This is a genomic window from Bacteroides sp. OF04-15BH, assembly GCF_003477995.1.
Classification (GTDB): domain Bacteria; phylum Bacteroidota; class Bacteroidia; order Bacteroidales; family Bacteroidaceae; genus Paraprevotella.
The window spans coordinates 35,873-59,679 of the sequence record NZ_QUEM01000008.1 but is presented as its reverse complement, the minus strand read 5'-3'; the positions used below and the strand labels follow the sequence as shown (position 1 = coordinate 59,679).

The following is a 23,807-nucleotide window of genomic DNA, read 5'->3' as shown; positions in this document are numbered from 1 at the left end:
TGTTTATTTGAGCCGTTTTTCTAATTCCGGCAGGATATCCTTGTCAATATTCCTTCCTCGTGCGATGATTTTTCTTTCCGAGTCAATCAGAATGTGATAGGGGATATCGTTTACATTCAGCTTCTGTAATAAAGGGTTGTCCCATCCCTTGAAGTCACAGTATACCGGCCAGTTGATACTGTCGCGCTTTAAACTGTTTTCCAGAATCTTGGGGTTGATATCGAGCGAATAGGCAATGAGTCCCAGTTGGTTGCCGTACTTTCTTTTCAGTTTTCGTGACTGGTAAATGACATATCCGCTATTGCGCCAGCTGGCCCAGAAGGAAATCAGGGTAGCTTTTCCTTTCAGCTTCGATGTGTTGATGGTGTCTCCCTTCATGCCGATGAGCTTGAAGTCCGGCAGTTTCTTTCCGATTGTGGTTCCGCTGATGCCTTGAATTTTGTTCTGCAAGGCCTTCAGACGCATATTATCGGGCAAAGCTTTGGTCAGAATCTGGTATAAAGCCAAAGTTTTGGCTCCGTCTCTTTCGGAATTATTCAGAAAATATTCCTTGAACAGATAGAGGCTGACATCTGAAGTGGGGTTCTTGCGGATATAGCTTTCGGCCGACCGGGCGGTTTGTTCCTTGCTGTTCTTCAGATTTTCTATGCGGAAGCGGGTCATTTCTTCATTGGCCGGAGTACCGGTGATTTCCGCTTCACCCAGCTTGCGGGCATCGGCTTTGATCTTGACTTCCTCTCCTCCTTCGGCAAAGATGACGTGTTCCGAATAGTTCGGGTAGAGCAGCATGAGGGTGGATTTGTTCTTTAAGGGAATCTGATAGTCAAATGCACCGCCCACTACTTTTATCGTGTCCAGATGATCTATGGCGCCATCCGGACTGTAAATATAGAATTCACCCTGCTGCAGGTGCTTGAATTCTCCGCTTAATGAAAAGCGATCTTCAGAATTTCTACAGCTGAGCAGGGTGAATACTGATAAAATATAGAGAAATACTCTCTTCATTCTTAAAACTGAGTGTTAATTACTTAACCAGGCTTTCAATGGTAGAAGCGAAGTTAGCGAACTCGAGGTCAGTTGCAGCGCGCTTAGCCAAAGAAGCGTCCTTGCTGATAGCTGCACTCAAGTTGCTGCTTACACCGGCTGCATCGTTTGTGCGGGCTGCTACGATAGCCTTCAGGTAAGAAGTGTAAGCGTCAGCGTTCTTCACATTGTTCAAAGTAGTCTTGGCAGAAGCATAATCCTTGTTCAGGATCTGAGCCAAAGCAGCGCTGTTGGTGTTTACACCGGCCAGGTTGCTGGCAGCCTGCTGGTAGTTACCCTTAGCGATCTGGATGTTACCCATGATCTCCTTGAATGAGTCAGCACCTGAACCCTTAGCGATATAAGTCTCAGCAGTTGAAACATCACCCTTAGCCAAAGCGATCAAAGCCAAGTTAGTGTTTACTTCGCTAGCGTCAGCCTTCAAAGACTTAGCCTTGTTCAAATAGCTTTCTGCAGTGCTCAAATCACCCTTGGCATAAGCCAACTGAGCCAGGTTGTTGTAAGCGCGGTAGTCGTTTGCATACAACTGAGTAGCTTTCTGATACCAAGCTTCCTTCTCAGCAGGAGTGCTTACCAAAGTTGCTCCGTAAAGAACTTCTTCGTTGCTCAGCTTGCTGGCGTCTGACTTGAACTGTGCCAGGATTTCGTCATCGCTGCGGCCGATCAACTCATAGTTGATAGTCAAGCGGGCACGACGCAATTCTGGAAGTACGGTCTCAGCCAGTTCCTGGAATACGGCAGACATGTTCTTGATCTGTGCTTCTCTTTCTTCTGGCTCTTTATACATAGACAATACACGCAAGATAACATCCTTGTCCTGGATGTTGCTCTGAGAAACCAATTCCTGGAATCCGTCCCAGTCCTCAGCAGTATATTTAGTCTTGATGTCGCTCTCCATCTTGTTAGCCTTCAACTCCTTGTTTACATATTTCTCAGAGTTGTTCTGACGGTTCTCAGCCAAACGGGTGTTCAGATCCAAAGCACCATCTGGAGAAGCGTAAGCAGAAATTTCGATATCGTTCAGAGCCTTACCCTTCTGGTCAGCCTTGATTTCCTTCAAAGTCTTGATGAAGTCCTTGATAGAAGTAGAAGACAACTCGCTGTTGCGGATGTTTGCCTGCTGGATCAAGAACTTGATAGTAGCTTCCTGACGCTGCTTGATAATGCGCTGGAATCCGTCTGGAGCGATAGCAGGATTAGCAGAAGCCAAAGTGTTTTTCAACAGTTCTGAAGTAGCAACTACACCGTAACCGATCTTAACTTCAGGGATTGTAACAGACTTCTTTCCAACTTTAGCCTCGAACTTCAGATACAAATCAGACTTCTGCATAGCTGGTACGAAATCGAAAATGCTCTTCATGGTGTAGTTTCCACCCATCTTGTAAGAAATAGTCTGGTTGTTACCGTCTACTTTCTCACCCTGGAATGTTGCGCTGGCACCAGTTGCTTCGCCACCTTCGTACTTCAAAACCGGAGTAACAGTTACAACGGCTTTTTTCTTCATGTACTTCTCTGGGAACTGACCGTTAATTGTTGCCGGTACCTGACCAGCTACGCTTTCCAATGGAGTAGGAGTCACTGTAAAGTTGTCGGCTGACAAAGCGCCCAACTTTTTACAAGAGGTGAATGCCAATGCAGACACCACTGTCATTGCTAAATAAAAATTTTTACGCATACTAACTTAAATTATGTTATTCGTTGCAGTTGCAAAGATAAGTAACTTTGTCCAACAAAGAGATTTATTAGACTGAAAACTTGCAAAAAAAATAATAAAAGTACGTTTTTCGTGTCTTTTTTATCCTTTGATTTCCTTTTTGTTGATGTTTCGAGGGTGGTGATTCAGGATTTCTTCGCGGATTCTTGCGGTGTCGATATGAGTATATATCTCTGTGGTTCCAATGCTCTCATGCCCGAGCATGCTTTGTATGGCCCGCAGGTTTGCCCCTCCTTCCAGCAGATGAGTGGCAAAGGAATGACGGAATGTATGTGGACTGATACTCTTGTGTATACCAGCACGTTCTGCCAGTTCTTTGATGATATAGAATACCATGACGCGGGTCAATGCGCCGCCTCTCCGGAAACTGACGAAAACATAATCTTCGTTTCCAGGTTTTATGGGGATATGAACCCGTTCGGAAAACCAAAAATTCAGTTCCTTGATTGCTTTTTCGGAGATGGGTACCAGGCGTTCCTTGTTGCCTTTTCCTTCGACGCGGATAAACCCTTCATCAAGATACAGGCTGGAGAGTTTCAACTGACATAACTCGCTGACACGCAGGCCGCAGCTGTACAGCACCTCCAATATGGCCCGATTGCGTTGTGCTTCCTGTTTGGAAAGGTCTATGCAAGAGATCATTCGGTCTATTTCCTCTACTGTCAGAACATCGGGAATATGGCGGTCTATCTTGGGGCCTTCCAACAGTTCCGTTGGGTCATTTTCAACTTCTCCTTCCAGGAGCAGAAAGCGATAAAAAGACCGCAGGCCGGACAGGGTGCGGGCCAGGGAACGGGCGCTGATTCCCAGATCGATCAGAACGGCACAAAAATGCTGTAAATCTTCGATTGTAACATTTTTGTAACAGAGGTTCTTCTCCTGCAGAAATTCCAGTAAATGATTCAAGTCATTTTGATAGGCTTCGAGTGTATTTGGCGACAAGGATTTCTCCAACTGAAGATATTGGTTGTATCTGCGTAATATACTTTTATCTATTGACAGATAGTTCTGCTGATTTTTTGCGGGATATTCCATTCTTTTTGCTAACTTTGTACCCAAATTTTCACAAATATAGAGAATAAAACATGAGAATACAAATCATTAACGGACCGAACATTAACTTGCTGGGTAAAAGAGAGCCCGGCATCTATGGTTCTGTCCCGTTCTCAGACTTTTACGAGCAACTGAAAGCGCAGTATCCCGAGGTGGAGTTCGATTACTTTCAGAGTAACGTAGAAGGAGAACTGATTAATGTGATTCAAGAGGTAGGTTTTGACTATGAAGGAATCGTGTTGAATGCCGGCGCTTATACGCATACTTCCATTGCGCTTCAGGATGCCATACGGGCTGTTCCCGCTCCGGTCATTGAAGTTCATATCAGCAATGTTCACCAGAGAGAAGCTTTTCGGCACGTATCTATGATTTCCGCAGCCTGCAAGGGAGTAATTTGTGGCTTTGGGCTGGACTCCTACCGTCTGGCAGTAGAGGCACTTTTGAAAATAAAAAATGATATTAAATACTAAGTGATTATGATGCTTAAACAGACAAAAATCGTAGCTTCCATTTCTGATTTGAGATGTGACGTAGACTTTATTCGTGCTTTGTACGAAGCAGGTATGAATGTAGTACGCATGAATACGGCTCATGCAAACAGAGAAGGATTCGAGAGATTGATTGCCAATGTGCGTACGGTATCCAACCGTATTGCCATTTTGATGGATACCAAAGGCCCGGAGGTGCGTACAACTGAATGCGCCGACGGATCAATTGATTTCAAGACCGGTGATGTGGTTCGTATTGTGGGTAATCCGGAACTGAAAACCACCAAGGACTGTATCGCCGTGACTTACACTAATTTTGTGAACGACCTGAATGTCGGTGATGAAATCCTGATGGACGACGGTGAGCTGGATCTGCGCGTTACCGAGAAGACCGATGAGGCTCTGACTTGCGAAATCTGCAACGACGCTACTTTGGGAAGCCGCAAGAGTGTGAATGTGCCGGGTGTGAGAATCAATCTGCCTTCATTGACCGAGAAAGACCGTAACAACATTCTTTATGCCATCGAGAAGGACATTGATTTCATCGCTCACTCTTTCGTAAGAAACAAGCAGGATGTGATGGACATCCGTCAGATATTGGATGCATACGGCAGCGATATCCGTATCATTGCCAAGATTGAGAATCAGGAAGGTGTGGACAACATCGACGAGATTCTGGAAGTTGCCGACGGTGTGATGGTTGCCCGTGGAGACCTGGGTATCGAGGTACCGCAGGAGCGCATTCCGGGTATCCAGCGCCAGTTGATCAGAAAGTGTATCTTGGCCAAGAAGCCGGTTATCGTAGCCACTCAGATGCTGCACACCATGATCAACAACCCGCGTCCAACCCGTGCCGAGGTAACCGATATTGCCAACGCCATCTATTACCGTACCGATGCATTGATGCTGAGCGGTGAGACTGCTTACGGAAAATATCCGGTAGAGGCTGTCCGCACCATGGCCAAGATTGCTGCTCAGGCAGAGAAGGACAAGCTCTCAGAAAACGATATCCGCATTCCGCTGGAAGAAGGAACCGACGTAACCGCATTCCTGGCCAAGCAGGCTGTGAAGGCTACTACCAAGCTTCCGATCCGCGCAATCATTACCGACAGCTTCAGCGGCAGAATGGCCCGCAACCTGGCTGCCTTCAGAGGCAAGTATCCGGTGCTGGCAATCTGCTACAAGGAAAAGACCATGCGTCATTTGGCACTGTCTTACGGTGTTGAGGCAATCTATATGCCGGAGAAGGCCAACGGACAGGCATACTATTTTGCTGCACTGCGCAAGCTGCTCGACGACGGAGTATTGACAGAAAACGAAATGGTGGCTTACCTGAGCGGTGGCAAGCAGGGTGCCCAGACTTCATTCCTCGAAATCAACGTTGTGGGTGATGTCTTGAAATATGCCATGGATTACGTGTTGCCAAACCGCAACCGTTATCTTTAATTCATAAACATCGACAGATGAAAGAAACGGATCTTTTGGATGAATATATCCTGAATCATATTGATCCGGAAGGAACATACCTGAAAGCATTATATCGGGCGACGCATGTACATTTACTGCGTCCCCGAATGGCTTCAGGCCACCTTCAGGGGCGTATGCTGAAGATGTTTGTACGCATGATACGCCCGAAACAGGTTTTGGAAATAGGTACCTATAGCGGATATTCCGCCTTATGTCTGGCCGAAGGACTGCCCGAAGGATCTATGCTGCACACATTCGAGATCAATGATGAGCAGGAGGACTTTACCCGTCCCTGGCTCGAAGGGTCCGATTATGCAGACAAGATCCGTTTTTATATCGGCGATGCCCTGAAGCTTCTGCCCGATATGGATATCGTGTTTGATCTGGCTTTTATTGACGGAGACAAGCGGCGTTATCTGGATTATTACGAATTGGTGCTTTCCAAGTTATCTCCCGGTGGATATATTCTGGCCGACAATACCTTGTGGGACGGGCATGTGCTCGAGGAGCAGCCCCATGCCAACGACCTCCAGACCAAGGGAATCATGCATTTCAATGATTTTGTAGCTGCCGACGAGCGTGTGGAGAAGGTGATCCTTCCGATGCGCGACGGATTGACTATTATTAGAAAAAAGGAATAAAAGATATGGAAACAACCAGACAAAACAAGATAGCTCGTTTGATTCAAAAGGAATTAAGCGAGATTTTTATGCTCCAGACGAAGGTGATGAAGGGAGTGCTGGTAACGGTCAGTGTGTGCCGCATCAGTCCCGACATGAGCATTTGCCGTGTGTATCTTAGTGTATTTCCGAGTGCCAAGGCCGAGGAAATCATCAAGAACATCAATGAGAATGCCAAGGCCATTCGTTTTGAACTGGGCAAGAGAGTGCGCTATCAGTTGCGCATTATCCCCGAACTGAAATTCTTCCTGGATGATTCTTTGGATTACATCGAAAACATTGATCACTTATTAAATAATGTAGAGGGAGATTCCCGTACCATCGGTCAGCAGCCGGAAGCGGAAGACTGACCGGTTTCTTTCCAGATAATGAATTATGGCGAACTTTCCTTATTATATTGCCAAACGCTATCTGTTCTCGAAGAAAACGCACAATGCCATTAACATCATTTCCCTGATTTCGGTGTGCGGAGTAGCCTTTACCACGATGGCGCTGGTATGCACCCTGTCGGTGTTCAACGGGTTTCAGGATCTGGTAGCCTCTTTTTTTACCGCCTTCGACCCGCAACTGAAGATTGTGCCGGTAGAGGGAAAGGTGTTTCATAGAAACGACCCGGCCATTCAGAAACTGCGTGGCGACAAAGACATTGCTCTGTTTTCCGAATGTCTGGAAGACAATGCCCTTGCCGTTTACAAGAACCGTCAGGTGATGGTCAGCATCAAAGGAGTGGAGGACCAGTTTTCTGAACTGACCGACATCAACAAACTGCTTTACGGAGAAGGTTCCTTTGTGCTGCATGCCGATGTGTTGCAGTATGGTGTGCCCGGTATCGGTTTGGCAAATTCTCTGGGAGTGGGCGCTTATTTTGAGGAGCCGCTTCAGATTTATGCTCCGAAAAAAGGGGCGCAGATCAATGTGGCAAATCCTACCACGGCCTTCCGTCAGAGCGAGCTGAACTCTTCGGGAGTGGTTTTCTCGGTGAATATGGAGAAGTACGACAGTCATTACATTCTCACCTCCATTGAGTTTGCGCGCCATCTGTTCGACCAGCCCGATATGGTGTCGTCGATAGACCTGAAGCTGAAGGATCATGTGGATGTGGAGGATGCCAAGCACAGGATTCAGGACCTGTTGGGAGCAGACCGCTTTAAGGTGCTGGACCGCTATGAACAGCAGGCCGACATGTTTCGCATCATGAAGGTGGAGAAACTGATTGCCTATATCTTCCTCACGTTCATTCTGCTGATTGCCTGCTTCAACATTATCGGTTCGGTTTCGATGCTGATTATTGACAAGAAAGACGATGTGCACACGTTGCGCAATCTGGGTGCCAATGACAGTCAGATTATCCGGATCTTCCTGTACGAAGGCCGCATGATTTCCACACTGGGAGCCGTGGTCGGCCTGTTGCTCGGATTGCTGTTATGCTGGCTGCAACAGACCTTTGGTCTGATCAAGATGGGTTCTTCTACAGGTCTCTTCCTGGTCGATGCTTATCCTGTCAGTGTATATTGGGGCGATCTGCTGCTGGTGTTTGTCACCGTAGTTCTGGTGGGCTATGTGGCCCTCTGGCTGCCGATACGCTATCTGGGCAAGCGCCTGATCGATTAATAAGTATAAACATACAGAAGGAGCTGCATGGCATCATCGTCATGCAGCTCCTTCTGTTTTTTCTCTGTGCTGCTTCATCGCCCTTTGGGGAGGTGCGTGCAGCTTTATGATTTCATCACGATGATTTCTTCAAATCATCGAAATGCTTTTTTCATTTCATCAGGATGTTTTTTCAGCCCTTTCAGAAAGGCCCGGAAAGCCGTTCTCCGGCTCTTTCAGGTGCCCGGTAGGGGAAGTGTTGGCTCATTCCAGAGTAATGCGCTCAGCCACGATTCTGTCGCGCAGGAATATCGAGGCAGACTCCTCGAATTTCTCCACCGATTCGGTAGTCAGGAAGCGGCAGGTACCCTTACGCGTACAGTTGGCCTCGATGCTTTCGTTGCGCTGCAGGTACTTCTTCAAGCTGGCAGCCACGTAGTCGCCTTGCGGAATGATCTTGATGGTGCGCGGTGTATATTTCAGAATCTTGTTCAGCAGCAGCGGGTAATGCGTGCATCCGAGAATGATGGTGTCAATCTCCGGGTCCTTCCGGAGCAGGTTGCCGATGCGCTTCTGCACGAAATAATCGGCTCCCGGAGAGTCGAATTCATTGTTCTCTACGAGAGGCACCCACATGGGGCAGGCTTCTCCGCTGACCACAATGTCGGGAAAAAGCTTGTGAATTTCCAGCGGGTAAGATTCCGAATTGATGGTTCCCTGAGTTGCCAGAATGCCGATATGCCTTGTCTGCGTGATGTCGCCGATGCATTCGGCCGTGGGGCGGATCACTCCGAGCACCCTCCGGTTGGGGTCCAGCAAGGGCAGGTCCTTTTCCTGAATGCTTTTCAGAGCCTTGGCCGACGCCGTGTTGCAGGCCAGAATCACCAGATGGCATCCCATGGAGAATAGTTTCTTTACGGCCTGCAAGGTAAATTCATAGACAATCTCAAAGGAGCGTGTGCCGTAGGGAGCGCGTGCGTTGTCTCCCAGATACAGATAGTCATATTGAGGCAGAAACTGCCGTATTTGTCGGAGTATGGTCAGTCCTCCATATCCGGAATCGAAAATTCCTATCGGTCCCGGCTGGGTGGGAAGTGTGCCGTTGTTCATACTGTCTTATTTGTCTGAAGGGTTAATGGTTTTGAGCAGGGAGTCGTCAACATGCTGCAGGAAGCCGTTTTCCGTTACGGTAGAATCGATGGCTTGTTTGGGATCGCTCTGTGGGGCAACGCTGTCGGTTTTCTGAATGATGGTGGTTGATTCCGGAACGGCTATCGGCTGCGCCTTGGCCAGTCCGAGTTTTACCAGCACGTTATAAGTGATGTCCAGTCCGCTGCTCTTGTTGATGAAAGGACATGCATTGTTGTCGGTATTCAGGATGAAAGCCAGTCCCTGTTCCTGTCCCACGCTTTCGATGGCCTGGTTCAGTTTGTTTTCCACTTCCTTGCGCATGTCTCTTTCGGCGTTTCTCAGAAGCAGTTCGGTTTCCCGGCGGAACATGAGGCCGCTGTTGATGAGCGACTGCAGTTCGTTCTGGCGTTTCTGAAGAATGTTCTCCGGAAAGTCCCTCTGTCCTTGCAGAAACTCGGCATATTTCCGTTCCAGTTCGTCTTCCGACTTCTTGGCTTCTTCGTTACACTTGTCTTTGAGTGTATTCAGTTTTTCGGTAATACTCTTATATTCAGGCATCATGGCGATGACCTTCTGATAGCTCAGGTAGCCGAAACGGATTTGTCCGGCAGCCGAGAGTGTCCAAAGGCAAAGCAGGGAGAAGAATATTCTTTTCAGCATAGATATTTTTTTTATGATTATTGCAAAAGTAATTCTTTTGGATGAAAAAAGAGGAATACTGTAGAAAAAATAAAAGAGGAGATTTCAAAAAACCTCCTCTTGTTCTGTTATTTATCGTTTGTTTTTACTGCAATCCCAACTTCTTCTTGATGTCAGCGGTTACATCTGTGCTCAGGGTAGTGCTGATGTAAGGAACACCGGCAGTAACATCCATGATGTAAACGTAATTACCGGCCTGACCGATTTCCTTGATTACGTTCAGCATTTTGTCTGTAATGGCCTGCATCTTCTCCTGAGAGGCTTTCTGAAGAGCCATCTGGTTGTCCTGGTAGCTCTGCTGGATGCGCTGCTGCAAGTCAGTCAGCTCAGTCTCTCTGCGCTGGCGTACGTTGTCCAAAAGGTTGGCTCTTTCCTTCTCATACTCGGCAGCCTTCTTCTGGAACTCGTCCTGCATGCGCTTCAGGTCCTCCTCATACTGCTTCTGCAGGTTCTGCAGTTCTGTCTGTGCGGTCTGATATTCCGGCATAGCCTGGATGATGTCAGCCGAGTTGAAATGTCCGAACTTCTGTGCGAAAACTGTCAGCGGAGCCAACAGAAGGCATACTAAAATTAATTTTTTCATTATTCTTCTATTTTAAGTTATTTATTTTCGTTCTAAGCGATTGCAAAAATACGAATGTTAGTTTGAATATCCTAATTTAGCAAGCACTTCATTGCTAATATCTGCTTTGGGCGATGCGAAAATGATGCCGGCATCTGATGCACGGTCCAGAATCAGGGAGTAGCCCTTGGAGTCGCAGATATCCTTGATGGCGTTGTAGATCTCGTCCTGAATCGGTGCCATCAGGCTCTGGCGCTTCTTGAAGAGTTCGCCTTCCGGACCGAAATATTTCTTTCTCAGTTCGGCTGCCTCTTTCTCTTTGGCCACAATGGCATTCTCCTTTTCGGTTTTCTGCTCGTTGCTCAGGAACACAGCCTCGCTCTGGTAGTTCTTGTAGAGGGTCTGTGCCTCGGTGTTCAGGGCATCTACCTCGGCCATCCACTTCTTGGAAACCTGATTCAGCTGTTCGTTGGCCCGTTCGTAGGCCGGTATCTTTTTCAGGATATATTCCATATCAACTAAGGCAAATTTCTGAGCCTTGACTTCTGGCATGCCGAATGACAGCATCACCAGCAGAATCCATATTAGTTTTTTCATAAAAACCTCCTTGTTTAAAATTCTTGTCCTAAGATAAAGTGGAAGTTGTTGCCACCCTTCGTTCCGAACACTTTGTCGAATCCGTATGCCCAGTCAATACCCATCAGTCCGACCATCGGCAGGAAGATACGCACACCCACACCGGCAGAGCGCTTCATGTCGAACGGATTGAACTTCTTCACGCTGTTCCAGGCATTACCACCCTCAACAAAGGCCAGGGCGTAAATGTTGGTAGAGGTCTGGAGCATCAGCGGATAGCGGAGTTCCAGAGTGAAGCGGTCGTAAGCATATCCCGTATAACCGTTCGGAGTGAGAGAACCGTTGGAGTAACCGCGCAGACCGATGGTTTCGGTAGCGTAGTTGGATGAGTATCCCGAGGTTCCGTCACCACCCACATAGAAGGTTTCGAATGGCGAAGGCTTATACTGGTTGTAAGAACCCACGATACCGAATTCCACTCGGGTCATCAACACCGGACACTTGTTCTTTCCGGTAAGAGCCGTATAGGTCTTGCTCTTGAATTTCCACTTGTGATATTCCACCCATTTGTATTTCTTCTGCAGCTCGCTCTGGTAGGTTGAGCTCTGGTAGTCGTTACCCAAAGACTTGTAGTCTACGTTGTCGAACAGAGAATACGGCGGAGTGAGTGATACGGAGAACGAGAACTCGGAACCGCGTCTCGGATAAATCTGGTTGTCGGTAGAGTTACGTCCGATGGTCAGGTTCAGGTTGATGTTGTTACAAGTACCGTTGGCAATCAGGAAGTATCTCCAGTCTTTCAGCACATAACGGTTGTACGACAGGCTCGTCATCATGGTGAAGTAGTCGTCCGGCCAGCGCAGACGTTTACCCCATCCGAGAGAAACTCCGAATACCTTGACGTATTTGTCCGGGTCGTAGAAGTTCTCATAATAGTTCGAACTGGTAGAACCGAGTCCGTACAGATAGTTATAGTAGCTGTTGTAGTAGGCTTCGTTATAGTAGCGGTCGTTCACCTCGGTCTGCTTGGAGTAGAAGGCCGAGAAGGAGAGGCTGTTCGGGCGCTTGCCGCCGAACCACGGGTTCAGATAGCTGACGCTGTAAGACTGATAGTACTGTCCGTTGGTTTCACCGCTGATACTGAAGGTTTCTCCGTTACCCTGCGGCAGAATACCGCGGCGCAGACCGTCCTTGTTGAAGAGGTTGGCCATGCAGAAGTTGGAGAACTTCAAACCGATACGTCCGATCACACCGGTCTGTCCGTAACCCAGTGAGAACTCAATCTGGTCGTTTGATTTGGAAGTCAGACCCCATGACAGGTCCACGGTTCCGGTTTCGGGATCCGGCTGGATGTCATACTGAATGTTTTCCGGGTCAAAGTGTCCCATAGAAGCGATTTCACGATAAGAACGCTCCAAAGCTTCCTTGCTGAACAGGTCGCCCGGCTTGTTACGGAGCTCACGGCGCACGACATTTTCGTAAACGCGGTCGTTACCGGAGATCTTGACGTGTTTGATGGTGGCCTGAGTACCTTCCGTGATACGGATTTCCAGATCAATCGAGTCTCCGTCGATATTGATTTCCACCGGATCGATGGTTGAGAACACGTAACCGTTGTTCAGATACAGGTTGGCGATGGCGTCCTCGTCCATGTTCAGACGCTTGTTCAGCTCAGTCTGGTTATAGACGTCTCCCCGGCTCAGCTTGAGCAGTCGGTTCAGATATTCCGTATTATATAAGGTGTTACCTACCCACGAAATGTCGCGCAGGTAGTATTTCTGTCCTTCGTCAATCTTCACATAAATGTTGACGGTCTTGTCGTCGTGATTCCAAACACTGTCGGTTACGATCATGGCATCACGGTAACCCAGTTCATTGTATTTGGTAATCAGGTTCTGTTTGTCCTCTTCATACTTTTCCGGGACAAACTTCTTGGTGCGGAACCAGCTGGCAACTTTTCCCTTCTCATTGGTTTTCTTGAAGGCACCCGGTTTGAACAAGGTACCCTTGATCTGCTTTTCGCTCAAAGCCTTGTTGCCGTCCAGAATGATCTGGTTGATCTTGATTTTGGATTTTTTGTCTACATTGACATCCAGAATCACTTTATTCTTTTCGTTTGCGTCATCACGCTGTACAAAATGCACTTCCGCATTCTTGTAACCTTTTTCATCAAAATATTTTTTGGCAAGAATCTCGGCCCGGTCCAGCATGTTCGGAGTGAGCTGTGCGTCTTTGATCAGTCCCAGTTTGGCTTCCAGGTCTTCCTTTTCCGACTTTTTCACGCCGTTGTAGTTGATCTGTGAGATTCTGGGGCGCTGGCTGAGCTGGATGTGCAGATAGGCCTTCTGGTCTACGATACTGTCTACTTCAATCTTTACATTGGAGAAGAAACCGTTTTTCCAGTAGCGTTTTACGGCCTGGGTGATCTCTTCACCCGGCAAACTGATTTTCTGTCCTACAGACAGACCTGAGATTCCGATGAGCAAGTAGTCGTCGTAGTTCTGGACTCCGTCCACACGAATACCACCGATGGTACATTCTATCGGTGTTCTGGAATATTCAATGTCTGGTTTGATTTGAATATGTTTGTCGTCTTGTGTCCACGATGAGGTAATGTTGCCGCAAAGGATTGCGGTTGTCAGTCCTATTATGAATTTCTGTTTCATGTGTTTGAGTCCTTTATTGTTCTGCCACTTGTTCGCTGGTTTTTCCGAATCTTCTTTCGCGCGACTGATAGTCTACGATGGCCTTGCAGAATTCCTCTTCGTCAAAGTCGGGCCAGAATGTGTCGCAGAAATATAGTTCGGTATATGCACACTGCCACAGCAGATAGTTGCTGATGCGCAATTCACCTCCGGTGCGGATCAGCAGGTCCGGATCGGGCATGAAGTTGGTGTTCAGGTGCTTGCAGATTACTTCTTCCGAAACTTCTCCGGCACTGAGTTTGCCTTCCTGAACCTCCTGTGCGATATTTTTTACGGCCTGTGTGATTTCCCAGCGGGAAGAGTAGCTGAGCGCAATGACCATGGTCATCTTGTCGTTCTGTGCTGTGCGCTCCATGCATTCGTCCAGGCGTTTCTGTACGCTTTCGGGCAGTCTTGACTGGTCGCCGATTACTCGGAAACGCACATTGTTCTTCATGAAGATTTCCTCCTCCAGATGGTCCAGAATGAGTCCCATGAGCGCAGCCACTTCGGCAGCCGGTCGGTTCCAGTTCTCGGTAGAGAAGGTATATAAGGTCAGATATTTCACACCCAGTCTTGTGGCCTCCTCTGTGATTTTCTTTACGATTTCCACTCCCTGTTGATGTCCGGCAGTGCGTGGCAGTCCTTGTGCTTTGGCCCAACGACCGTTCCCGTCCATAATGATGGCAATATGTTCGGGGATGCGCGATTTATCTATTTGTTCTTTATAAGACATATGACTAATTATTACATAATCTATATTTGGGGAATAAATCATAGGTGATGTAGAACAGGCTCAGCGAGTAGCAGTCCTTGTTCTTGAATCCTTTGGCTGTGATGCCGTAGGGATGAATCACCTGTGCTCCGTTTGGATTCGTGGTGTCCAGAGCATCGCTCGTGGTGAACCGTACGCTCCATTCAAATCCTATGTTTATTCTTTCTTTCAGTTTATATTTTACTCCCACGCCAATGGGAATGTTGAATCCCACAACGATATCTGCCGGCTTGGGAGCAAAGGTCAGTCCCACTCCGGCCAGCATATACGGTGTGATGCGACTGTTGTCTTTATAACTGTTGCCCATGCCGTAGCCCCAGAAGTTGAATTCGAACTGGGCTCCCAGATCGAACACATTGCGCGTGAAGGCAACATGGGCCGCGTTTCCTCCGTTTTCCGAAGGGGTATGGCCGTCTTCCGGGATAAAGACCTTCTGGTTGTCTCCCTTGATGTGTCCCATAAAGAGATTTCCTTTTACGGCCATTCTCGGATTGAGGATATATCGGGCCAGAATACCTCCGCTGCCTCCCAGATTCCGGAAAGGTGTGCTGTTCAGGTCTCCCAGATAGAAACTGCCGCCCAAGGCTCCGCCCAGTTCCATTTTGTACTCCAGCTCCTGAGCCGGCAGGGTTGTTCCTGTGACGAGCAGCAGAAGCCAGAAGAAAATGCTCTTTTTCATGCTTGGATACGTTTGAATGGGCTGCTCCCTTTTCTTTTAATTAAATCCCAGTTCGTTGTGGCGTCCTTTCCAGACGTTCTTGCCACAAATCAGCCAGATAAACTGGTCGTCATCGGCTGTGGCTGCCACACATTCTGAGGTTCCTTTGATGGTATACGGCATGACGATGTCTTCGTCTTCCTTCCAGGTAATGCCGTTGTCTTTGCTGACATAGAGCTTGTTGTAGGCAATGCCGCCGGTTCCGTTCACCGGAGTTCCGCCCAGTGCGATGATGTTATTGTTGTAGCGAACTAAAGACAAGTTGCTCAGATTCGGGCATGGGAAGGTATTTTCGGCGGTTACCGGATAATAAATCCACGGCTGTTCCTTCTGGCTTTGTGCCAGGAACAGTTTGCTCCATACCATAGCGGTGGTGTCTTGTGCAAAGACTTCCGGTGCGCGGTTTCCGGCCAGCACCATTTGCTGGTTGCCGTTGCTCAGTTCGTAATAGATACCGGTGACATCCTGAGTAGGAAGCCATGCCGAAGGGGTATCGATGGAGTCTTTTTCCCAGTTGATGCCCGCATCTTTGGAATATACGATTTCTCCTCCTGCCAGGGCAAACAGTCTGTTTTCTGTAGCGGCAATCAGATGGTCAATGCTGAGGCCGTTGCCTGCCGGCGACCAGATGCTGCCATTTTCGGATACCAGAATCCGGCCGTCCGTTGTGTTCAGATACAGTTTGTTGTTCAGCACGGTCAGGGAACTTATTTCTGCCAGTTCACATCCGCTGGTCGGTATCAGTGTCCATTGATTCTGCTCCTGACGTGATGCGTAGATGGCTCCGTCCTTACGGCCCAAAACGAAGACCTGGTTGTTCCAGAACACAGCCTTGGTCTGTTTCATATCCTCAAAAGGCGCATTCTCTGAAACCTTCTGCCAGACAAACTCTTCTCCATCCTGCTGATGAACATTCAGTTTGACTTCGTAATCCCGATATGCCTTTCCGTCATTCGACATCACACGGAATTTCAGCAGATAAGAAAAGTCGATAGAGTCGGAAGAGCTGTACATCTTCCATTCCGGTTCTGCCTCTCCGGCGATGCAGTAGGCCACGCTACCCACACATGAGAGAGAAGCCAGAATGCTGCTTGGATCGCTTCCGTAGGGTAATGAATCCTGATTGTAGATTTTGTTGTTAATCTGGTCAATGGTCATTGGATAGTATCCTCCGGAATAATTGATGGTGTAAGTGCTGTCGTTGCCGTCTGCATCTGTGGTGTGCATCGTGCGCTTTACCTGTCCTAAGGTAAATCCCGTGATGATGCAGTCGTTGCTCAGTGTATAGTCGATTTCGTCGCTGCATGACCCTAACATACAAGCGAGTAACGCAATGATCGGAAGGAAAATTTTTCTCATTGTGGATTTCTTAAAATAGATATTGATTTTTAATTTCGCAAAAATACTCACATTTTTTTCTTTAGCGAAAATTAATTCGTTGAATTATCTAAAATTATGGATAAAAACTAGAGTTCTGTTTCTTTTTGCCCCTTAATCGTGTCATAATGAATCCTTGCAGGCTCCCAGATTCTGCGCAAAACGTAAAATCTCATGATGGTGATAACGGGTGATTCCGGCTCCTTTTTTCTCGGGAAGTTGTGGTGCGGGGACACCCTCTTTCAGGCATACCGGAGAGCGTTCCACATAGATCTCGTCCCACAGTTCCTGGGTGATGAACTGTTGCAGGGTAGCAGCACCGCCTTCAACCAGCAGCGAAAGGATGTTGCTTTGATACAGATCGTCCAGAATCTGCCGGAGCAGGTTTTCTTCCGGATTCAAGATTCTGAAAGACACGTGTTGGGGCAGATTCTGCTCATTCTGGTATCGGTGATAGGTGTAGATTCGGGTCGGTTGCGCCTGATCCTGACAAAGTTTCAGGTTTTCCGGCAGATTGCCGTGCGTGTCGATAACGAGGCGCAGAGGCTGACGACCGCCCCAATGTCTCACGTTCAGCGAAGGGTTGTCTTTCAGGGCTGTGGCTCCTCCTACCAGAATGGCCTGATGCTCGGCTCTTCTTTTATGAACCAGCGTGAGGGTTTCCGGGGTGGAGAAAGCATAGGCCGGCTGCTGATAGTCAGTGCGTAAGGTATCCAGATAACGATCGGCCGATTCGGCCCATTTCAGCGTGATAAACGGCCGTTTGTACTGATGGAAGGTTATGAAATGCTTGTTCAGCTCCAGGCATTCTTTTTCCTTGACACCTACAACCACTTCTATCCCGGCATCCAGCAGCTTTTGGATGCCTCTTCCGGCAACTTTGGCAAACGGGTCCCGGCAGCCGATAACTACTCTGGGAATCTGCTTCTCTACAATCAGGTCGGCGCAAGGAGGCGTCTTGCCGTAGTGGGCGCAGGGCTCCAGACTGACGTACATGGTTGATTCGCGCAGCAATTCCGGGTTCTTTACAGAGGCTATGGCATTCACTTCGGCATGTCCTTCGCCGCAACGGATGTGATATCCCTCTCCGATAATCTGATCCTGCCATACGATAACGGCTCCCACCATCGGATTGGGAGCAGTTGTCAAGGCGCCGTTGCGTGCCAGTTGCAGGCAGCGGTCCATATATATTTCTTTAAATTCCATTTCGCTTCTTCGAAAAATAGTGTTATGTTTGTATGGATATATCAAATTTACTTCTACTGGTACTAAATAAAACAATCAGCTTGTGAAAAAAGAACTGCACTATCTGCAAGAAAAGCTTCTGGCCTGTTATCCAGCCGGTGAGGCTGCTGCTATCGCGCGTTGGGTCTTCGAAAGCCGGTTTCATTATACCCGTTTGGACTATTGTCTGGGCAAAGATAGGGAATTCTCTAAAGAAGAACGGGATGATTTTGAAAATATTGTATCCCGTTTGTTGGAAAATGAGCCTGTTCAGTATATTTTGGGAGAAACCGAATTTTGTGGCCGGACTTTTCTGGTGAACCGTCATGTGCTGATTCCCCGGCCGGAGACCGAGGAACTGGTGCATTGGATTGTTGCGGATGCGCCGTCGTTTCCGGATGCTCCGCGCATGCTGGATTTGGGTACGGGTAGCGGTTGCATCGCTGTTTCTCTGGCGTGCTTTCTGCCTCAGGCTGCCGTGTCGGCCTGTGATATCAGTGAAGGCGCCTTGAATGTGGCCCGTGAGAATGCAGACCGTTTGGGGGCTGTGGTAGACTTTTTTCAGGAAGACATCCTGCATCCGAGGTCTCTGGCGAACCAGCCGAAATGGAATGTTTGGGTGAGTAATCCACCCTATATCTGCAATCGAGAACGTGAAGAGATGACGGCGAACGTGCTGGACCATGAACCTCACACGGCCTTGTTTGTGCCCGATGACGATCCGCTGTTGTTTTACCGCGCCATAGCGCAGGCGGGCTTGGAGCATTTATGTGTCGGAGGATATCTCTATTTTGAGATAAACCGGGCTTATGGTGCTGCCACCCGGCAGATGCTTGCAGAGATGGGATATCAGGAAATCCAGATCCGTCAGGATCAGTTTGGAAACGACCGAATGATAAAATGCCGAAGATGAAAGAATTGTCAGAAAAAGAATTGACCGATAAGGCCGAGCGTTATTGCATTCAGGCCGAGCGTTGTTGCAGTGAGGTAGCCCGGAAGTTGGAGACCTGGGGAGCACAGGATACTCAGACGGCTTCGATTATGGCCCATCTGTTGCAGGAGCGCTTTATAGACGAGGAGCGTTTTGCTGTTGCCTTTGCCCGTGACAAGATGCGTTATAATCATTGGGGGCGTGTGAAGATCACTTATGCCCTGCGCGAAAAGGAAGTGGCACAGGAACAGATACAGAATGCCTTGGAGCAGTTGGAGTCAGAAGAATATGACGAAATGCTGCAAAGGATTTTGCGCGACAAGTGGAAACTGGTGAAAGGGAAAAACGATTATGAATGCCGGCAGAAGGTGATTCGTTTTGCTTTGGGCCGCGGTTTCGGTATGCAGGAAGTGCTGCATGCTTTAGACAATCTCGGTCGGGGAGAGGCAGAGGATGAGTAGTCCGTTACGCCGTTATTTCCGGGCCTGTGCCGATGTGTTCTTTCCCCGGCTTTGTGTGGTGTGCGGCACCCGCCTGGCGCTTGATGAAGAGCAACTCTGCATTTCCTGTCTGCATCAGTTGCCATTGATTCGTTTTGCCTCTTTCTCGGAGAATCCCATGACCGATCGCTTCGTTGGTCTGTTTCCGATCATCAAGGCTGCCTCTTGCTTTCATTATCAGAAGGGAGCGGCGGTGAATCAGATTCTTTTTGACTTGAAATACCGGGATAATCCGCAAGTGGGATATGTCTTGGGACGTTTTATGGGGCGCATGTTGAAGGCCAAAGGCTTTTTTGACGAGGTCGATGTCATTATTCCGGTGCCCCTTTCGCGTTTGCGCCGTTGGCAACGCGGGTATAATCAAAGCGAATGGCTGGCCCGAGGGGTGGCTGCGATTAGTGGAATCCCCGTTTGCCGGAACGCAGTCAAGCGTGTACGCAACAATCCTTCCCAGACCCGTTTGGACCGTTGGGCGCGTATGGAAAATGTTGATTCCATCTTCGGTTTGACCCGTCGTTCTTCAGCCTTGTCCGGCAAGCACCTCTTGTTGATTGATGATGTATTTACTACCGGCGCCACGATGCTGTCGCTTTGTGATACCTTGAAGGCGGTGCCCGGGGTGCGTTTCAGTATTCTGACTTTAGCTTGGGCCGGAGGATAATTTTGTGTTCCGGTTGCAAAAGTTTTGTACATAAGTCGCCGTTAAATCTTTGAATTATTGTATATTTGCATGTCAAACAAAAATAAGCGAATAAATTATGGAAACATTAGAGAAAATCTTTGCCTCAAAATTGCTTAACGTAAAAGCGATCAAGTTGCAGCCAACCAATCCTTTCACTTGGGCTTCAGGTTGGAAATCACCGTTCTATTGCGATAACCGCAAAACATTGTCTTATCCTGCTTTGCGCAATTTTGTCAAGATTGAAATCTGTCGCTTGATTGAAGAAAACTTCCCAGAGGTAGATGCTGTTGCCGGAGTGGCAACCGGTGCCATTGCACAGGGTGCGCTGGTAGCTGACGAATTGAATCTGCCGTTTGTATATGTTCGTTCAAAACCAAAAGATCACGGTTTGGAGAACCTGATTGAAGGCGAGTTGCGTCCGGGAATGAAGGTTGTTGTTGTTGAAGACCTGATTTCAACTGGCGGTAGCAGCTTGAAGGCCGTAGAAGCTATCCGCAATAACGGTTGTGAGGTAGTGGGTATGGTTGCAGCCTACACTTATGGATTCGACGTTGCTCAGAAGGCATTCAGCGATGCGAATGTGCGTCTGATTACCTTGACCAACTACGAAGCAGTTGTTGCTGAGGCTTTGCGTATCGGTTACATCGCCGAGTCTGATGTAGAGTTGTTGAACCAGTGGCGCAAGGATCCTGCACATTGGAATGTATAAACCATTCAGGAATCTTCGAATATGGCAGAACAACAGTTTGAGAGCAGTGTGAAGTTGATCCCCTACAGTCAGGATTTGGTTTACGCCAAGTTATCCGATCTGACCAATCTTTCTGTGATTAAGGAGCGCATCAACGATCCTATGTTTGATACCGCTGTGGCCGGAAAAGTGCCGCAGGATAAGCTGGAACAGATCAAGGAACGCGTCAAGGACATGACCTTCGACCGGGATTCCATCACGACCAATGTTCCTCCAATGGGTGAGCTGTCTTTGAGAATCATAGAGCGCGAAGAGCCTAAATGCATCAAGTTTGAGGCGGTGAACAGTCCGATTCCTGCAAACCTGTGGATTCAGTTGCTGCCGGTAACCGAAACCCAGTGCAAGATGAAGCTGACTGTACGTGCCGAACTGAATATGTTTATAAAGGCAATGGTGAGCAAACCTTTGAAAGAGGGTGTGGAGAAACTGGCTGACATGTTGGCCATGATTCCTTACGGAGCATAAGAATGCTGATAAACAGACAAGATTATGGCAAGTAAACTTTGGGAAAAAAATTTCGAGGTTAATCAGGAAATAGAGAAGTTCACGGTCGGTCGCGACCGTGAACTTGATTTGTTTTTGGCCAAGCATGATGTGTTGGGCTCCATGGCACACATCACGATGTTGCAGAGCATCGGTCTGCTGGAAAAGGAAGAACTGAAAGCTCTGTTGGCCGAATTGAAGAATATCCATGCCGAGATCGAGGCCGGTCGCTTTGTGATCGAGGAAGGCGTGGAAGACGTTCATTCTCAGGTAGAATTGATGCTGACCCGTAAGCTGGGCGATATGGGAAAGAAAATCCACAGCGGCCGTTCACGTAACGATCAGGTGTTGGTGGATTTGAAACTCTTTACCCGTCAGCAGCTGATGGAGATAGCCGAAGAAGTGCGTGTGCTGTTCGATGAACTGATAGCGCAGAGCAACCGTTACAAGGATGTGCTGATGCCCGGTTATACGCATCTTCAGGTGGCCATGCCGTCTAGCTTCGGATTATGGTTCGGTGCCTATGCCGAAAGTCTGGTAGACGACATGCTTTTCTTGCAGGCCGCCTTTAAGATGACCAACCGCAACCCGTTGGGATCGGCAGCGGGATACGGATCTTCGTTCCCGTTGAACCGTACGATGACCACCGAATTGTTGGGCTTTGATTCGATGAACTACAATGTGGTTTACGCTCAGATGGGTCGTGGCAAGATGGAGCGCAATGTGGCTTTTGCTTTAGCCGGGCTGGCCGGAACCCTGTCCAAGCTGGCTTTTGATGCCTGCATGTTCAACTCACAGAATTTTGGTTTCGTAAAACTTCCGAACGAGTGTACGACAGGTTCCAGCATCATGCCGCATAAAAAGAATCCGGATGTCTTTGAACTGACCCGTGCCAAGTGCAACAAGTTGCAGGCTTTGCCGCAGCAGATTGTACTGATCATGAACAATCTGCCATGCGGATACTTCCGTGATTTGCAGATTATCAAGGAAGTATTTATTCCGGCTTTCCAGGAAATCAAGGATTGCCTGCAGATGGTGGCTTACATCATCAATAAGATTCAGGTGAACGAACATATTCTGGATGATCCGAAATACGACAACATGTTCAGTGTTGAAGAAGTGAATCGTCTGGCAGCTGCCGGAATGCCGTTCCGTGATGCCTATAAGAAAGTCGGTCTGGACATTGAGGCCGGTACCTTTACTCCCGACAAACATGTGGCACATACCCACGAGGGCAGTATCGGCAACCTTTGCAACGACCGTATTGTCAGCCTGATGGCTCAGGTGTGGAGCGGCTTTAATTTCTCCAAGATGCAGGAAGCCGAGAAAAAACTTCTGGCATCTGAATAAAAAGACTAAGATGAATATTTTTCAGCAATCTTTTAAATCCAAGAATCTCCTTTCCCCTATATCCCGTGGTATAGGGAAAGGGAGATTTTTTGTTGTGTTATTACTGTCCCTGCTGTCTTGCGCCGGGCAGACCGAACAGTTCTATGCCAATCTGCCGGCACGCTTCCGGGTTCAGTATGTGCAGACCATCCCTCCGCTGAATGCGGCGCTCAACAGTATGGGGGAGTTTGCCACCATCACACAGCGCACGAATGTCTATATTTATAGTAATACACAAACGTCCACGCAACGCCCGGTAACGGATGCTGACCGTAACTATATGGGATTATCCGGTTTTATTGTGGGATTACCTAACATTCCGCCTTTAGGCTCCAGTGTCAGTCAGGTAGTTTGTTACGATCTGGCTTGTCCCAACTGTTATGAAGAGCAGGTGGTTACCCGGGAAATGCAGTTGCAGGCTGGTGGAAAGTGCTATTGCCGCCTTTGTCAGCGCACGTACGATCTCAACAATCAGGGGTATGTAACGAGCGGTACTCCGGGTAAGTCGTTATACCGTTATCGGGTAACCTATCAAAACAATACTCTTTTAATAAATAACTAGAAAAAAACTCGGAAATATTTGCAACTGTCATCCTTTCTTCTTACCTTTGCAGCGGTTTCAAAAAGAATTGCGGAAATAGCTCAGTTGGTAGACCCCGACCTTGCCAAGGTCGGGGTCGCGAGTTCGAGCCTCGTTTTCCGCTCTAAGGCGCTCGAATGGTGGAATCGGTAGACACGAGGGACTTAAAATCCCTTGGCCAGTAATGGCTGTGCGGGTTCAAGTCCCGCTTCGAGTACGTGCTGAGGCAGATCGTTTACGATTTGTCTTTTTTTGTTTTTATACCCCTTATACAAAATCCCACAAAACCTGTTGATGTAGGTCTTGTGGGATTTTTGCCTCTTTTTTGTATGGGTATTTATAATTTGGAAGAGCTAAACGAAGAAAATTCCTATGCTGAAGATGATCATAGCCCAGCAAAAGCCGGCGGTGAACATGGTGCGAAAGAAATATTTGATTTTTGAATCCAGCATCGTGCTTCTGCTAAAATAAAAAAGCATGGAGTAGGACGTTACCTCATCAAAATTCTTGACGGCATAGATGGCTGTGAAGATTGCAGGAATGGCTGCTCCCACCATTGAGACTAGTGTCAGGATCCATCCGGATGCATTCAGTTGGTCTTCATGGAAAATTTTTGCCTCATTGGCGCCTAGGAGCATCATGGCCGGCCATACTAACAGGGCAGCCAATCCTTCCAGTTTGGAGATGCCCCAACATAAAAATGTTTTCATAC

General features: G+C 48.0%; 25 protein-coding genes and 2 tRNA genes. 14 read left to right on the top strand and 13 right to left on the bottom strand.

Annotated elements, in window-relative coordinates; translation table 11 throughout:
• Positions 1-3: 3 nt before the first annotated feature.
• The 3 genes from DXA74_RS05195 to xerD form a co-directional block, all read right to left on the bottom strand.
• Positions 4-1,005, bottom strand: coding sequence for a TlpA disulfide reductase family protein (locus DXA74_RS05195; RefSeq protein WP_118525764.1), 1,002 nt, complete (start codon positions 1,003-1,005; stop codon positions 4-6).
• Positions 1,006-1,024: 19 nt separating this feature from the next.
• Positions 1,025-2,719 carry a hypothetical protein gene (locus tag DXA74_RS05190; protein WP_118525763.1) on the bottom strand — a complete coding sequence of 565 codons (1,695 nt, stop codon included), beginning with the start codon at positions 2,717-2,719 and terminating at the stop codon, positions 1,025-1,027.
• Positions 2,720-2,839: 120 nt separating this feature from the next.
• Positions 2,840-3,793 carry a site-specific tyrosine recombinase XerD gene (gene xerD / locus DXA74_RS05185; RefSeq protein ID WP_118525762.1) on the bottom strand — a complete coding sequence of 318 codons (954 nt, stop codon included), beginning with the start codon at positions 3,791-3,793 and terminating at the stop codon, positions 2,840-2,842.
• Between the two features lie 50 nt (positions 3,794-3,843).
• Between xerD and aroQ the strand changes: the two genes are divergently transcribed.
• Genes aroQ through DXA74_RS05160 form a run of 5 tightly spaced genes read left to right on the top strand, consistent with a single transcriptional unit; the run spans position 3,844 to position 8,057 of the window.
• Entirely contained in the window at positions 3,844-4,281 is a 438-nt protein-coding gene (gene aroQ / locus DXA74_RS05180; RefSeq protein WP_118525761.1) for a type II 3-dehydroquinate dehydratase, read from the top strand.
• Between the two features lie 6 nt (positions 4,282-4,287).
• Complete coding sequence (pyk, locus tag DXA74_RS05175; RefSeq protein WP_118525760.1) at positions 4,288-5,745, top strand: pyruvate kinase; 1,458 nt, start codon at positions 4,288-4,290, stop codon at positions 5,743-5,745.
• 17 nt (positions 5,746-5,762) lie between these two features.
• Positions 5,763-6,407, top strand: coding sequence for an O-methyltransferase (locus tag DXA74_RS05170; protein ID WP_118525759.1), 645 nt, complete (start codon positions 5,763-5,765; stop codon positions 6,405-6,407).
• Positions 6,408-6,412: 5 nt separating this feature from the next.
• Entirely contained in the window at positions 6,413-6,796 is a 384-nt protein-coding gene (rbfA, locus tag DXA74_RS05165; protein ID WP_118525758.1) for a 30S ribosome-binding factor RbfA, read from the top strand.
• 25 nt (positions 6,797-6,821) lie between these two features.
• The gene (locus tag DXA74_RS05160; protein WP_118525757.1) at positions 6,822-8,057 is read left to right on the top strand and encodes an FtsX-like permease family protein; all 1,236 of its coding nucleotides are present in this window, start codon (positions 6,822-6,824) and stop codon (positions 8,055-8,057) included.
• Positions 8,058-8,300: 243 nt separating this feature from the next.
• Here the strand turns inward: DXA74_RS05160 and murI are convergent, their stop codons facing one another.
• From murI to ribD, 9 genes are all read right to left on the bottom strand, one after another.
• On the bottom strand, positions 8,301-9,146 hold the full coding sequence (gene murI, locus DXA74_RS05155; protein WP_118525756.1) for a glutamate racemase: 846 nt from the start codon (positions 9,144-9,146) through the stop codon (positions 8,301-8,303).
• Positions 9,147-9,152: 6 nt separating this feature from the next.
• Positions 9,153-9,827 carry an OmpH family outer membrane protein gene (locus DXA74_RS05150; RefSeq protein WP_118525755.1) on the bottom strand — a complete coding sequence of 225 codons (675 nt, stop codon included), beginning with the start codon at positions 9,825-9,827 and terminating at the stop codon, positions 9,153-9,155.
• 124 nt (positions 9,828-9,951) lie between these two features.
• A complete protein-coding gene (locus DXA74_RS05145) occupies positions 9,952-10,449 on the bottom strand; it encodes an OmpH family outer membrane protein (RefSeq protein WP_118525754.1) in 498 nt (165 codons plus the stop codon).
• A gap of 57 nt (positions 10,450-10,506) precedes the next feature.
• Positions 10,507-11,025, bottom strand: a complete 519-nt coding sequence (locus DXA74_RS05140) for an OmpH family outer membrane protein (protein WP_118525753.1) — start codon at positions 11,023-11,025, stop codon at positions 10,507-10,509.
• A 14-nt stretch (positions 11,026-11,039) separates the two neighbouring features.
• On the bottom strand, positions 11,040-13,670 hold the full coding sequence (locus DXA74_RS05135) for an outer membrane protein assembly factor (protein ID WP_118525752.1): 2,631 nt from the start codon (positions 13,668-13,670) through the stop codon (positions 11,040-11,042).
• A 13-nt stretch (positions 13,671-13,683) separates the two neighbouring features.
• A complete protein-coding gene (locus DXA74_RS05130; RefSeq protein WP_118525751.1) occupies positions 13,684-14,424 on the bottom strand; it encodes an isoprenyl transferase in 741 nt (246 codons plus the stop codon).
• A 4-nt stretch (positions 14,425-14,428) separates the two neighbouring features.
• Complete coding sequence (locus DXA74_RS05125) at positions 14,429-15,142, bottom strand: DUF6089 family protein (protein ID WP_118525750.1); 714 nt, start codon at positions 15,140-15,142, stop codon at positions 14,429-14,431.
• 36 nt (positions 15,143-15,178) lie between these two features.
• Positions 15,179-16,540, bottom strand: coding sequence for a DUF6242 domain-containing protein (locus tag DXA74_RS05120; RefSeq protein WP_147401040.1), 1,362 nt, complete (start codon positions 16,538-16,540; stop codon positions 15,179-15,181).
• A gap of 141 nt (positions 16,541-16,681) precedes the next feature.
• Positions 16,682-17,764 (bottom strand): bifunctional diaminohydroxyphosphoribosylaminopyrimidine deaminase/5-amino-6-(5-phosphoribosylamino)uracil reductase RibD, encoded by a 1,083-nt coding sequence (ribD, locus tag DXA74_RS05115; RefSeq protein WP_118525748.1) that lies wholly within the window; start codon positions 17,762-17,764, stop codon positions 16,682-16,684.
• Between the two features lie 82 nt (positions 17,765-17,846).
• On the opposite strand from ribD, the gene prmC reads away from it, so the two are divergent.
• From prmC to DXA74_RS05070, 9 genes are all read left to right on the top strand, one after another.
• Positions 17,847-18,695, top strand: a complete 849-nt coding sequence (gene prmC / locus DXA74_RS05110; protein WP_118525747.1) for a peptide chain release factor N(5)-glutamine methyltransferase — start codon at positions 17,847-17,849, stop codon at positions 18,693-18,695.
• The gene (locus tag DXA74_RS05105) at positions 18,692-19,174 is read left to right on the top strand and encodes a regulatory protein RecX (RefSeq protein ID WP_118525792.1); all 483 of its coding nucleotides are present in this window, start codon (positions 18,692-18,694) and stop codon (positions 19,172-19,174) included. The genes prmC and DXA74_RS05105 overlap by 4 nt, the downstream gene beginning before the upstream one ends.
• A complete protein-coding gene (locus tag DXA74_RS05100) occupies positions 19,167-19,874 on the top strand; it encodes a ComF family protein (RefSeq protein WP_118525746.1) in 708 nt (235 codons plus the stop codon). Before DXA74_RS05105 ends, DXA74_RS05100 begins: the two co-directional genes overlap by 8 nt.
• Before the next feature lie 97 nt (positions 19,875-19,971).
• Positions 19,972-20,604, top strand: coding sequence for an orotate phosphoribosyltransferase (gene pyrE / locus DXA74_RS05095; RefSeq protein WP_118525745.1), 633 nt, complete (start codon positions 19,972-19,974; stop codon positions 20,602-20,604).
• Between the two features lie 21 nt (positions 20,605-20,625).
• Positions 20,626-21,108, top strand: a complete 483-nt coding sequence (locus DXA74_RS05090; RefSeq protein WP_118525744.1) for an SRPBCC family protein — start codon at positions 20,626-20,628, stop codon at positions 21,106-21,108.
• Positions 21,109-21,132: 24 nt separating this feature from the next.
• Positions 21,133-22,476, top strand: a complete 1,344-nt coding sequence (gene argH / locus DXA74_RS05085) for an argininosuccinate lyase (RefSeq protein WP_118525743.1) — start codon at positions 21,133-21,135, stop codon at positions 22,474-22,476.
• Positions 22,477-22,570: 94 nt separating this feature from the next.
• Positions 22,571-23,077 carry a hypothetical protein gene (locus DXA74_RS05080; RefSeq protein ID WP_147401039.1) on the top strand — a complete coding sequence of 169 codons (507 nt, stop codon included), beginning with the start codon at positions 22,571-22,573 and terminating at the stop codon, positions 23,075-23,077.
• Positions 23,078-23,146: 69 nt separating this feature from the next.
• Positions 23,147-23,219, top strand: a tRNA-Gly gene (locus DXA74_RS05075).
• 7 nt (positions 23,220-23,226) lie between these two features.
• Positions 23,227-23,312: transfer RNA gene (locus DXA74_RS05070), tRNA-Leu, on the top strand.
• A 136-nt stretch (positions 23,313-23,448) separates the two neighbouring features.
• Here the strand turns inward: DXA74_RS05070 and DXA74_RS05065 are convergent.
• Positions 23,449-23,805, bottom strand: coding sequence for a hypothetical protein (locus tag DXA74_RS05065; RefSeq protein ID WP_118525741.1), 357 nt, complete (start codon positions 23,803-23,805; stop codon positions 23,449-23,451).
• Positions 23,806-23,807: the final 2 nt, after the last annotated feature.